The organism is Agarivorans sp. QJM3NY_33 (genome assembly GCF_050870865.2).
In the GTDB taxonomy this organism is placed as follows: domain Bacteria; phylum Pseudomonadota; class Gammaproteobacteria; order Enterobacterales; family Celerinatantimonadaceae; genus Agarivorans.
In genome coordinates this window covers 558,150-571,436 of record NZ_CP194039.2, presented here as the reverse complement: position 1 = coordinate 571,436, position 13,287 = coordinate 558,150, and the positions used below count along the sequence as shown (strand labels likewise).

General features: G+C 45.9%; 10 protein-coding genes. 1 reads left to right on the top strand and 9 read right to left on the bottom strand.

The window, feature by feature from the left end; genetic code table 11:
* Window positions 1–205: 205 nt before the first annotated feature.
* Window positions 206–2,740 (top strand): hypothetical protein, encoded by a 2,535-nt coding sequence (locus tag ACRRSY_RS02545; protein ID WP_432464295.1) that lies wholly within the window; start codon window positions 206–208, stop codon window positions 2,738–2,740.
* A 264-nt stretch (window positions 2,741–3,004) separates the two neighbouring features.
* Here the strand turns inward: ACRRSY_RS02545 and tuf are convergent, their stop codons facing one another.
* The 9 genes from tuf to rpoC form a co-directional block, all read right to left on the bottom strand.
* Window positions 3,005–4,189 carry an elongation factor Tu gene (gene tuf / locus ACRRSY_RS02540; protein WP_432454751.1) on the bottom strand — a complete coding sequence of 395 codons (1,185 nt, stop codon included), beginning with the start codon at window positions 4,187–4,189 and terminating at the stop codon, window positions 3,005–3,007.
* Between the two features lie 67 nt (window positions 4,190–4,256).
* Window positions 4,257–6,350 carry an elongation factor G gene (fusA, locus tag ACRRSY_RS02535; protein WP_432454736.1) on the bottom strand — a complete coding sequence of 698 codons (2,094 nt, stop codon included), beginning with the start codon at window positions 6,348–6,350 and terminating at the stop codon, window positions 4,257–4,259.
* 78 nt (window positions 6,351–6,428) lie between these two features.
* Entirely contained in the window at window positions 6,429–6,899 is a 471-nt protein-coding gene (rpsG, locus tag ACRRSY_RS02530; RefSeq protein ID WP_432454737.1) for a 30S ribosomal protein S7, read from the bottom strand.
* A gap of 94 nt (window positions 6,900–6,993) precedes the next feature.
* Window positions 6,994–7,368: a 30S ribosomal protein S12 gene (rpsL, locus tag ACRRSY_RS02525; RefSeq protein ID WP_248714063.1), complete on the bottom strand. Its 375-nt coding sequence runs from the start codon at window positions 7,366–7,368 to the stop codon at window positions 6,994–6,996.
* A 144-nt stretch (window positions 7,369–7,512) separates the two neighbouring features.
* The gene (gene tusB / locus ACRRSY_RS02520) at window positions 7,513–7,788 is read right to left on the bottom strand and encodes a sulfurtransferase complex subunit TusB (protein ID WP_432454738.1); all 276 of its coding nucleotides are present in this window, start codon (window positions 7,786–7,788) and stop codon (window positions 7,513–7,515) included.
* A 1-nt stretch (window position 7,789) separates the two neighbouring features.
* Window positions 7,790–8,149 (bottom strand): sulfurtransferase complex subunit TusC, encoded by a 360-nt coding sequence (tusC, locus tag ACRRSY_RS02515; protein WP_432454739.1) that lies wholly within the window; start codon window positions 8,147–8,149, stop codon window positions 7,790–7,792.
* Window positions 8,146–8,544 carry a sulfurtransferase complex subunit TusD gene (gene tusD, locus ACRRSY_RS02510; RefSeq protein ID WP_432454740.1) on the bottom strand — a complete coding sequence of 133 codons (399 nt, stop codon included), beginning with the start codon at window positions 8,542–8,544 and terminating at the stop codon, window positions 8,146–8,148. Before tusD ends, tusC begins: the two co-directional genes overlap by 4 nt.
* 2 nt (window positions 8,545–8,546) lie before the next feature.
* Window positions 8,547–8,930, bottom strand: a complete 384-nt coding sequence (locus ACRRSY_RS02505; protein ID WP_432464294.1) for a RidA family protein — start codon at window positions 8,928–8,930, stop codon at window positions 8,547–8,549.
* Between the two features lie 138 nt (window positions 8,931–9,068).
* Window positions 9,069–13,274 carry a DNA-directed RNA polymerase subunit beta' gene (gene rpoC, locus ACRRSY_RS02500; protein WP_432454742.1) on the bottom strand — a complete coding sequence of 1,402 codons (4,206 nt, stop codon included), beginning with the start codon at window positions 13,272–13,274 and terminating at the stop codon, window positions 9,069–9,071.
* Window positions 13,275–13,287 lie beyond the last annotated feature (13 nt).

Genomic DNA, 13,287 nt, shown 5'->3' with positions numbered 1-13,287 from the left:
AATTACAGCTAATAATACGCTGCTTCGTCTCAATCAACCATACTGTAAGCGAGTAACTCGTGTAGGCTAAGTCGCGATCTAAGAAACTTTGCTATAAAGCTCGCATTCACAAACACGGTAATGCCAAGAAACGCTTAGATATGATATATAAGTAAACTATCAGGATTTCCGAATACAGGTCGTATCGGTTCACGGAGGAATAACCATGGTGTGGTTCAAACACAGCTTATTAATTTTCGTTAGTTCAATACTATTCGCGTGTGGGGGAGACGGCAGTGTCGACCTCAGCGGTGGGGGCAGCAGTGGTGGCGATGGTGGGACCAGCTCAAGCACCACCGCTTCAATCGGTATTGCCCTTTATACCTGTGCGGATGGGATTAATACTGCATTAATTCCGCAGGGGTGTGTGAAAACTAATACCGTTCCCAGTGATACTGATACCTACGTTGTAGTCACACTCTCAAATGCGAGCGCTATCGCGAATGAACTGGTCAGTCTGAGTACCAGTAGTGCTGAACTTAAAGCAACCACCATTCTGATTGGTGATAATGGCATCGGTCATACAACAATGAGCGCACGTACCGATGCCACCAATGCAGACTCAGTTATCGCTACTTATAGCTATCAGAGCAATGGAGAAACCGCCACTGTTACGGCCACAGAGAACTACCAAGTGCAAATCAACTCTGGTGGTTCCGGCGGCTTAAATGAGCTTCAACTTGCTCTGTACGACTGCAATGGTGTAGCACGAGATCAAATCCCCACCGGATGTAACGTAACCAATAGCCTTTCTATCGAATCGCCCATTACAGCAGTCGCTCGCTTAAGCTATACAGGCGGAGCTCCCGCAAGTAACGAACTGATTTCATTATCAACGACCAACGCAGACCTGAGCGCAGAAACGATCTTGACGGACCAGAGTGGCTTGGGGATTGCTACTTTGTTCGCTCAATTGGAAACAACTGGTGCAGATAGCTTAGTCGCAAGCAATAGCGAACTAGGCGTCACTACTAGCGCCAACTATCAAGTAGGTCAAGCCAACCTAATGATGACCCTAAGTTCCAGCCTCACTGATGGCGCAACTTTGGGCTCTGACGCAACGGCTAGTATTAGTGCCACAATTACCGATAGTCAAGGTGACCTATATACACCCCCTGTGGCGATAGGCTTTGCTTCTAGTTGCAGCGCCCAAGATCTTGCCAAGATTTCAGATTCAGTGACCACTGTAAACGGCGTTGCAACTGCCATTTATCAGGCTGATGGTTGTAGCGGCAGTGATACGATTACTGTGACGCCGAGTATCAGCGTGATTGACCCTGAAAACTATGTTATCGATATTGCCACAACCAAAGCCAGCGGAATTACCTTCCAGTCAGCAACGCCACAAACCATTTATTTGAAAGAATCGGTGGGTGAAACCATCGCCGAGCTGGTTTATGTTGTCACCGATCCAACAGGCAAGCCCAAATCTGGTCAAGAGGTCACTTTTGCACTCGATTCAAAACTACACGGCGTAAAAATCAGCCCGCTAATAGCTCAATCCAATGCATCTGGTGAAGTACTGACCCGTGTCACGAGCGGAAACATGTCAGGAACGGTCGTGGTCAATGCAAGCTTTAGTGACCCCGACACTGGCAGCATCATCTCCAGCACTTCCAACGCGCTTGCGATTCATACTGGCGTGCCTTCACAGCAAAGTATGTCGTTATCGGCGAGCACTTTAGCCTTAGAGGCTTGGGGGATCGATGGCGTAAATAGCACCCTAACTCTGAGGGTCAGTGATGAAAACAACAATCCCATCCCTAATGATACGACCATCGTATTTGAAAGCGATGGCGGCCAAATTTCAGGCAATTGTAAAACTAGTGGCGAAGATACCAACAGTAGCTGCTCGGTTAGCTGGGCAAGCCAAAACCCCCGCCCGAAAGGTCACCTCTACGATCTTCCGGCAGGCAGCTGTAATGCACCTGGTTACATTCCTGGAGACCTAGTAAACACTCAAGGCAACAACCGCTATGGCGTGGGGCGAGCCTCAGTATTAGCGGTAACCGTCGGCCAAGAGTACTACTCTGACGTCAATGGTAATCGCATATATGATACTGGCGAAACATTCACCGCTCTTGGTGAAGCCTTTGTGGATAGTAATGAAAATGGTAGCTACGATGTAGCTGGCATCATTAACCATGATAGTGTCAATGTTGAGGAGCGATTCCGAGATTACAACGAAAACAATGAGTACGACAGCGCGACTGGTATCAAGGACTCTACGGTACCAGCTAGTTCCATCGTAGAACTGTTTAATGGCTTATCTTGTATTGTAGATTCGGACACTAACGGTTTATGTACCCGTGACTTGGTCGAAGTGCGCGATTCTGTGGTACTCATTATGGCCACCTCTGGCGCTAACATTCTGATTTCTGATACCACTAACACCAGTCCAGTCAGCAGTGTTGATTTAACCGCAGTTTCATCTCAGGGTTTAGTGATTACAGTTCAAGATCTTAATGGTAACCAAATGCCAGCTGGTACCACCGTATCTATCGGCTCTAATAATGGTGAACTATCCGGACAAACCTCCTTCACAGTGCCTGACGGTGTGCGGCTATGTGATTTAATTGGCCTTAGCGTGATACAGGAAAGTAGTCCGAACAACCGCACTGAAGGCACGATGACGGTCACTGTAACTAGCCCTGGGGGAGTAGAGAGCTCTCGTTCCATCGCCATTATTGATGCCGGCTAGCCACCTCTCGTAATAAAAAGCCAGTCAATGACTGGCTTTTTTATGGACTACTGCTAAGACCTGCTAAGACCTGCTAAGACCTGCTAAGACCTGCTAAGACCTGCTAAGACCTGCTAAGACCTGCTAAGACCTGCTAAGACCTGCTAAGACCTGCTAAGACCTGCTAAGACCTGCTAAGACCTGCTAAGCAGGATGATGCTATTTACTTTTCTTGAGGCAATAAAAAAGGCCGCCTAAGCGACCTTTCTTGCTTGTGCTAACTTCTTATTCGAAGATTTTAGCTACAACACCCGCACCTACTGTACGGCCACCTTCACGGATTGCGAAGCGTAAACCTTCGTCCATCGCGATTGGGCAGATTAGCTCAACAACAAATTTCAAGTTGTCGCCAGGCATAACCATTTCTACGCCTTCTGGAAGCTCTACCGCACCAGTTACGTCAGTTGTACGGAAGTAAAACTGTGGACGGTAACCTTTGAAGAATGGTGTGTGACGACCACCTTCATCTTTGCTTAGTACGTATACTTCAGCTTCGAACTTGGTGTGTGGAGTAATTGAACCTGGTTTCGCCAATACTTGACCACGTTGGACGTCATCACGCTTGGTACCACGTAACAAAATACCACAGTTCTCACCTGCACGACCTTCGTCAAGCAATTTGCGGAACATTTCAACACCAGTACAAGTTGTTTTGGTGGTTTCTTTGATACCAACAATTTCAATTTCTTCTGAAACTTTGATGATACCACGCTCAACACGACCGGTTACCACGGTACCACGACCTGAAATTGAGAATACATCTTCAATTGGTAGTAGGAATGGCTTGTCGATGTCACGCTCTGGCTCTGGAATGTAAGAATCTAAAGCTTCTGCAAGCTCAATGATTTTTGCTTCCCATGCTTCTTCGCCTTCTAGGGCTTTCAAAGCTGAACCTTGAATCACTGGTAAGTCATCACCAGGGAATTCGTATTCTGATAGAAGTTCACGTACTTCCATTTCTACTAATTCTAGAAGCTCTTCATCATCTACCATGTCACATTTGTTCATGAATACGATGATGTAAGGTACACCTACCTGACGAGAAAGCAGAATGTGCTCACGCGTTTGTGGCATTGGGCCATCGGTAGAAGCAACTACTAAGATAGCGCCGTCCATTTGTGCAGCACCGGTAATCATGTTTTTCACATAGTCGGCGTGTCCAGGACAGTCAACGTGTGCATAGTGACGAGTCGGTGTATCGTACTCAACGTGTGAAGTTGAGATTGTAATACCACGCTCGCGCTCTTCTGGAGCGTTATCGATTGCTGCGAAATCTTTTGCTTCACCGCCGTATACTTTTGCCAATACGTTAGTAATAGCCGCTGTTAAAGTTGTTTTACCGTGGTCAACGTGGCCAATAGTACCAACGTTTACATGCGGTTTATTACGTTCAAATTTTTCTTTAGACACGATATGTACCTTCTTTTCCATTCCGACCTGCCTCAACCAGAGACAAATCAATCATAGTTGAATTAGTTTATTTTGCTTCAATAATAGCATCAGCAACATTCTTGGGCGCTTCACTGTACTCGGTGAACTCCATCGAGTACGACGCACGCCCTTGAGTTGCCGAACGTAGATCTGTAGCATAGCCGAACATTGCAGACAGCGGCACTTTAGACTTAATAATCTTTAAGCCCGCAGGTCCATCGTCCATGCCTTCAATTATGCCACGACGACGATTCAAGTCACCCACTACATCTCCCATCCAATCTTCAGGAGTTGTAACTTCTACTTTCATCATCGGCTCAAGCAATACTGGATCAGCATCCAATGCGCCTTTTCTGAAGCCCATTGCACCGGCAATTTTAAACGCCATTTCGTTAGAGTCAACATCGTGGTACGAACCATCGAATAAAGTGACTTTAACGTCAAGCATTGGGTAACCCGCCAGCACACCCTGATCCATTTGCTCTTTACAGCCTTTGTCTACCGCTGGGATGTATTCCTTAGGAACAGTACCACCAACAATCTCATTGACAAATTCGTAACCAGCACCTGGCTCTAGAGGTTCCATACGCAACCAAACATGACCATATTGACCACGACCACCTGATTGACGCACAAACTTTCCTTCCACTTCAACTTGCTTGCGAATCGCTTCGCGATAAGCAACTTGAGGTTTACCTACATTACAATCCACGTTGAATTCACGCTTCATGCGATCTACGATGATATCTAAGTGCAACTCACCCATACCTGAGATAAGGGTTTGTCCAGATTCTTCATTAGTTTCTACGCGGAACGACGGATCCTCAGCGGCCAATTTCCCCAAAGCAACACCCATTCTTTCTTGGTCTGCTTTAGTTCTAGGCTCAACCGCAATTTGAATCACCGGCTCCGGGAATTCCATTCGCTCAAGAACCACTTTATTGTTCATATCACATAAAGTGTCACCCGTGGTGACGTCTTTGAGACCAATCGCAGCGGCAATATCACCAGCACGAACTTCTTTGATCTCTTTCCGGTCGTTTGAATGCATCTGCACCATACGACCAAGACGCTCACGTTTTTGTTTAACCGAGTTATACACCGCAGTGCCGGTTTCAACCGTTCCCGAATAAACACGCATAAAGGTTAACGTTCCCACAAATGGGTCGGTCGCAATTTTAAACGCCAACGCAGCAAAAGGTGCATCGTCATCTGCTGGACAGTCAACTTCGTTGTCTTTCTCGTCCAAACCTTTAATAGCGGCAACGTGATTTGGCGCCGGCAAATATTCAACAACAGCGTCAAGCACAGCTTGTACACCTTTGTTCTTAAATGCCGAGCCACATGTCGCTAGCACGATCTCGTTGTTTAGCGTGCGTTTACGCAAGCCAAACTTGATTTCGCTTTCACTTAACTCGCCTTCTTCCAAGTACTTATCCATAAGCTCATCGCTAGCCTCTGCAGCAGCTTCCACGAGTTCTTCGTGAAGCTGTTCAGCTCGGGCGACTAATTCAGCTGGAATGTCTTCATAGTTAAAGGTGGTCCCTTGGTCCGCTTCGCTCCAGTTAATCGCCTTCATTTTAATTAGGTCGATAACTCCAACGAATCCTTCTTCAGCACCAATGTTAAGTTGAATAGGTACACAATTAGCACCTAAACGATCACGGATTTGCTCAATTACCCGTTCAAAATCTGCACCAGCCCTATCCATTTTGTTCACGAATACTAATCGTGGCACTGAATATTTATCGGCTTGACGCCACACTGTTTCAGATTGAGGTTCAACACCTGATGAACCACAAAATACAACTACAGCACCATCTAATACCCGCAACGAACGTTCAACTTCAATGGTGAAGTCAACGTGCCCAGGAGTATCGATGATATTGACACGATGTTCTTCAAATTGGGCATTCATACCACGCCAAAAAGTGGTCGTCGCCGCAGAAGTAATCGTAATCCCGCGTTCTTGTTCTTGTTCCATCCAGTCCATGGTAGCTGCGCCATCATGTACCTCACCAATTTTATGAGATAGACCGGTATAGAAAAGGACTCGCTCTGTAGTTGTTGTTTTGCCAGCGTCAACATGAGCACAGATACCGATATTGCGGTAGCGCTCAATTGGAGTTGTACGAGCCATTGTTATCCTCTTGCTAAGGAAATATCCTTAGTCTCACATAGAAAGCAGCACAGCTGTTTTAAGCAGCTGTGCAAGCAATTACCAGCGGTAATGAGCAAACGCTTTGTTTGCATCGGCCATACGGTGAACGTCTTCACGTTTCTTAACCGCAGAACCTTTGTTTTCGCTCGCGTCTAGGATTTCACCCGCTAGACGTAAAGCCATAGATTTTTCACCACGTTTACGTGCTGCATCTACCATCCAACGCATACCTAGAGTGTTACGACGCACAGGGCGTACTTCTACAGGTACTTGGTAAGTAGAACCACCAACACGGCGAGATTTAACCTCTACCGATGGGCGCACGTTTTCAAGAGCAATTTCAAAAATTTCTTGGTGAGACTTGCCTGATTTCTCAGCTGCACCGTCTAATGCACCATAAACAATTTTTTCTGAAATAGATTTCTTACCATCAACCATTACTACGTTGATGAACTTAGCCAGAAGTTCTGATCCGAACTTAGGATCTGGCAAGATTTTGCGTTGACCGATCACTCGACGTCTAGGCATTTGAATATCTCCGGTATGCTTCAGGTTTCCCCAAAACGAATTTTAAAAAAATTTCGCTATAACTAAATGTTTGGCCTTACTTAACGGAGAGCCGTTATGACTTAGGACGTTTAGCGCCGTATTTTGAACGTCCTTGACGACGATCACTTACGCCAGCACAGTCTAATGCGCCGCGTACGGTGTGGTAGCGAACACCTGGTAAGTCTTTAACACGACCACCACGGATCAAGATCACTGAGTGCTCTTGTAAGTTATGACCCTCACCACCGATGTAAGAAGTTACTTCGAATCCGTTAGTTAAACGAACACGAGCGACCTTACGTAATGCTGAGTTAGGTTTTTTTGGAGTAGTGGTATATACACGAGTACATACACCACGACGTTGTGGACACGCAGCAAGTGCAGGTACATTGCTTTTTACAGCTTTGCTTGCACGTGGCTTACGAACCAACTGGTTAATCGTTGCCATTCGAAATAGCTCCTGAAATTACATTTAAACATGTGAAAAAATCTATCCCCTATTTTGGGGAGGCGAAATTTTATGCGTTGCGCGGATAAGAGTCAAGACTTGCGAATCACCTAAATCTAATATTTTTTAGTCTTGAGGGATAGCTTACCAAGTGAGACAGGGGGTATGGCTTACCGTGAGCTGAACAAATTGTTGATAATCGATAGCATTAAAGGAGCTAATCTTAAGTCCGCGAGCCTGCATATCATCCAACAACACCGATAAACGGCCCTGTGCGCTTAACGCCACTAACTTTGCATCAGCTTTGACTAAGGCATACACAGCATCTTCAATCAACACCAAATGGCTGTCAACGTCCATTTGTTGGATACAGGCTTGAAACTCTGAACTTGCATAACTGTGACGCATAATATGAAGCATTTTAAAACCTTAATATCGCATGGGCATGCCCATAACGCGTCCAAAAATCCTGACTTGCCAATGCCTTTGTAGGGATAGCCAATTGCTCCAGTGTCAGTCCTCGCTCGGCTAACGCCAAAGGATTAACAAAAACTTGCTCTACATCGTATAACTCAAGTAAACCATAGGTCGGTAAAATATTCCGCTGCAAAATGCCTGCTGGCTGTTGGTTCACCAACAACTGCCATACACCCTCACCGTCAAAGTAAGCCACCACATCCTCGGTCACGGCTGAAGCCGCTAAACAAGCATCGAGCGACTCACGGGCGAGAGAAGTTCCATGAGGCGGAGTCGCAAAAATGAACACTAATGCCTTATTCACAGTTGAACCACCCGGTCGGCAGCAAGCATGGCCATCGACATCTCGGCTAATCCGGACATACTAAAATGCTCACTCATCGACCAACTCTCAAGACCATGGTTTTGCGCATCCTGCTGGGTCACAACCCCACGTCGATACGCTGCAGCACTGCATACTAACAACTCACAATTGGCACGGACCTTCAGATCCAGCCAAGCTTGATGAAAGTCAACTTCATCACTCGCAGGAAGAGCACTCACGATGGCATTGGAAACCCCTTCTAAATAGAAGAATACGGTATTCAATGCATGCCCCTGTTGAACAATCGCATTTGCCAGATTTAGAGCAGTCGCACTGCCCTGTCGACCATATAAGGGACTGGTAACAACCAAGGCATAATTTAGATTTTTTAGCATGTTTACTTAATGTGAGCGATAGCTTCAACTTCAACCAGAACATCTTTGGGTAAACGCGCAACTTCAACACAAGAACGCGCCGGCGCATTTTCCGGAAAATATTCAGCATACACCGTATTGAATGCAGTAAAGTTAGCCATATCGCTCAAAAAACAAGTAGTCTTAAATACCGTGGTCCGGTCTGCACCAGCAGCCGCTAATACCGCCATTAAGTTTTCCATCACTTGACGAGTTTGCTCAGAAATACCGCCATCGACAATTTCCATGCTACTTGGAACTAAAGGGATCTGTCCTGAAGTAAACACCAATTCATCGATTTTTGTTGCCTGAGAATATGGACCTATCGCAGCAGGTGCTGCATCGCTTGATACAATTTGTTTGCTCATAATATGCTCTTCAATACTAATATTAAAAACCGGAGTCTGTGACTTGGGGATACGCTTGTCAAATATTTTGCGCTAACCATCGATTTATTTGCATAAAAAAAGGCGGCCAATGGCCGCCTTTTTATCCAGCTCTAAAGCTTATTCAGCATCACTACTTGGTGCAGCATTCAATAAAGCAGCCAAATTATCAGCAGCTTCATCCGCCGTTATCGGTGCTGGAGCAACCGATTGATTACGACGTTTTTCATGATACGCATAACCAGTACCCGCAGGGATCAAACGACCTACAATCACGTTTTCTTTCAGACCGCGTAACTCATCCTGTTTTCCACCCACAGCCGCTTCGGTAAGCACGCGTGTGGTTTCTTGGAAAGATGCCGCTGAAATAAACGATTCCGTAGATAGTGAAGCCTTGGTGATACCCAGTAGCTCACGGCGGTAAACCGCTGGCCGCTTACCTTCAGCAACCAACACACGGTTTTCGATATTCACCCGTGCCACTTCTGCCTGTTCACCGAGCAAGAAGCTAGAATCACCCGCATCAAGAATCAAACACTTACGTAGCATTTGACGCACGATGGTTTCGATATGCTTATCGTTAATTTTCACCCCTTGTAAACGATATACATCTTGAACTTCGTTCACAATGTAGTTCGCAACAGGGCTGATACCACGTAAGCGTAAAATATCGTGTGGAGACTCTGGTCCATCGGCGATAACCTCACCTTTTTGAACCTTCTCACCTTCGAACACGTTCAGGTTACGCCACTTCGGTATCATTTCCTCGTAAGGAGCAGCATCCGTTGGAGTAATCACTAAACGACGCTTACCTTTAGTTTCTTTACCGTAACTAATGGTACCGCTGATCTCAGCAAGAATAGCAGGTTCTTTCGGTTGACGAGCTTCGAATAGATCTGCAACCCGAGGTAGACCACCGGTAATATCTTTAGTACCGCTTGATTCTTGCGGAATACGTGCAATCGCATCCCCCACACCTACTTCAGCATTATCTTCCAAGTTTACGATTGATTTACTTGGTAGGAAGTACTGAGCAGGAATGTCGGTACCAGCAATCAATACATCATTGCCTGAACCGTCAACCAATTTCACCATTGGGCGCATTTCTTTACCAGCACTAGGGCGCTCGTTCGGATCTAATACGTTAATGCTTGAAAGACCGGTTAGCTCATCGGTTTGACGACTAATGGTGACACCTTCAACCATATCAACGAATTTAACGCGACCAGGTACTTCAGTGATAATCGGGTGAGTGTGTGGGTCCCAATTAGCGATAGTATCGCCAGAGTTAACCGCACCACCGTCAGCAACTTCCAAAACACTACCATATTGCAATTTATGACTTTCTTTGGTCTGACCCAAATCATCAATAATCGTTAATTCGGTAGAGCGCGAAGTTACAACCAATTTACCTTCGTTATTCGTCACAACCTTGGCGTTATGTAACTTAATAGTACCCACGTTCTTCACTTGGATACTGTTTTCTGCTGCCGCTCGTGACGCTGCACCACCAATGTGGAAAGTACGCATGGTAAGCTGGGTTCCCGGCTCACCAATCGATTGTGCTGCAACGACACCGACCGCTTCACCGCGACCGACCAAATGGCCTCGAGCAAGATCACGACCATAACAAAGTGCACAAACACCAAAGTCATTTTCACAGCTAATTACAGAGCGAACCTTAACGGTATCAACTGAATTCTCTTCAAGAAGGTCACACAGTTTTTCATCAAGCAAGGTCTTAGATTTAATTAACACTTCATTTTCGGTACCTGGCTTGATGACGTCGCCAACCAATACCCGACCAAGAACACGCTCACGCAATGGCTCAACAACGTCACCGCCTTCGATATGAGGCGTCATCAAGATACCTTCTTCGGTACCACAATCGGTGTCGGTTACCACTAAATCTTGAGCAACGTCAACCAAACGGCGCGTTAGATAACCCGAGTTTGCTGTTTTCAGTGCGGTATCGGCCAAACCTTTACGTGCACCGTGCGTTGAGATGAAGTACTGAAGTACGTTAAGGCCTTCGCGGAAGTTAGCCACAATCGGCGTTTCGATAATCGAACCATCCGGTTTTGCCATCAAACCACGCATCCCCGCCAACTGACGGATCTGAGCAGCACTACCACGCGCACCGGAGTCAGCCATCATAAAGATACTGTTGAAAGACGCTTGCGCTTCTTCTTCACCATCTCTATTGATCACGACCTCAGTCGACAAGTTGTCCATCATCGCTTTGGAAACTTTTTCGTTAGCTGACGCCCAAATATCAATAACTTTGTTGTAGCGTTCACCGGCAGTTACCAGACCCGCTAGGAATTGCTCTTGAATTTCACTCACTTCTTCACTGGCTTCATCCACGATATCTTTCTTCGCGGCAGGAATAACCATGTCATTAATACCTACAGAGGCACCAGACAAAGTTGCGTAATGGAAGCCGGTGTACATCAATTGGTCAGCGAAAATAACTGAATACTTCAAACCTAGTTTACGGTAACAGGTGTTCAGTAAACCAGAGATCTGCTTCTTACCCATTGCTCGGTTAACCAATTCAAAAGGTAAACCTTTCGGTACGATTAACCACAAGATAGCACGACCAATCGTGGTTTTTTTGATTTCGGTCTTTTCGATCTTAGAGCCGTCTTCAGCAACAATCACTTCGGTGATTCGCACATTAACTCGTGCGTGTATGCTGGCCTGTTTAGAACGATAAAGCTTCTCAGCTTCTTTCGGTCCTGACAGATACATACCTTCGGCTTGCGCATTCACTCGTTCCCGAGTCATGTAATACAAACCCAAGACAACGTCTTGCGAAGGCACGATAATCGGTTCACCGTTAGCTGGCGATAGTACGTTGTTGGTGGACATCATCAACGAACGTGCTTCTAACTGCGCTTCAATAGTTAACGGTACGTGTACCGCCATTTGGTCACCATCGAAATCGGCGTTATATGCCGCACATACCAATGGGTGTAACTGAATCGCTTTACCTTCAATTAACACTGGTTCAAAGGCTTGAATACCCAAACGGTGCAAGGTTGGTGCACGGTTAAGTAATACCGGGTGTTCGCGGATAACTTCTTCAAGAATATCCCAAACCTCACCACCTTCGCGTTCAACCATCTTCTTGGCTGCTTTAATGGTGGTCGCTAAACCACGCAATTCAAGCTTGCCATAGATGAACGGTTTAAACAGCTCAAGAGCCATTTTCTTCGGTAGACCACACTGGTGTAAACGCAGTGTTGGACCCACGGTAATTACTGAACGACCAGAGTAATCAACACGTTTACCCAGCAAGTTCTGGCGGAAACGACCTTGCTTACCTTTGATCATATCAGCCAAAGATTTAAGCGGACGTTTATTAGAACCAGTAATCGCACGACCACGACGACCATTATCCAACAAGGCATCAACCGCTTCTTGCAGCATCCGCTTCTCGTTACGCACAATAATGTCTGGGGCAGCCAAGTCTAATAGACGCTTCAAGCGGTTATTACGGTTGATCACACGACGATATAAGTCGTTCAAATCAGAAGTCGCAAAACGGCCGCCATCAAGTGGTACTAATGGGCGTAAATCAGGTGGAAGAACCGGTAATACGGTCATAATCATCCACTCAGGTTTATTCCCTGAATCGCGGAACGCTTCCATCAGTTTCAGACGCTTGGTAGTCTTCTTACGCTTGGTTTCTGAGTTGGTAGTTTGCAACTCTTCGCGCATCACTTCGATTTCTCGATCAAGCTCTAAATGACGTAGCAGAGCTAATACAGCTTCGGCACCCATTTTGGCTTCGAACTCGTCACCGTATTCTTCAAGAGAATCTAAGTAAGTTTCTTCGGTTAACATTTGGCCGCGCTCTAAGCTAGTCATACCAGGCTCAGTCACAACAAATGATTCGAAGTAAAGTACTCGTTCAATATCACGTAGCGTCATATCAAGTAACAAACCGATACGTGATGGTAACGATTTAAGGAACCAGATGTGCGCTACAGGAGACGCAAGCTCGATGTGGCCCATCCGATCACGACGCACTTTAGATTGTGTAACTTCAACGCCACACTTCTCACAAATTACGCCACGGTGTTTCAAACGCTTGTATTTTCCACACAAACATTCGTAATCTTTTACTGGACCGAAAATACGGGCACAGAATAGACCGTCGCGCTCAGGCTTAAAGGTACGATAGTTAATCGTTTCTGGTTTTTTAACTTCACCAAAAGACCAACTACGGATCTGATCGGGTGAAGCTAGGCCAATTTTAATGCCTTCAAACTCTTCGGTCTTGCTTTGTTGCTTAAGAAACTTAAGTAAATCTTTCACGTTTCTCTCCAGT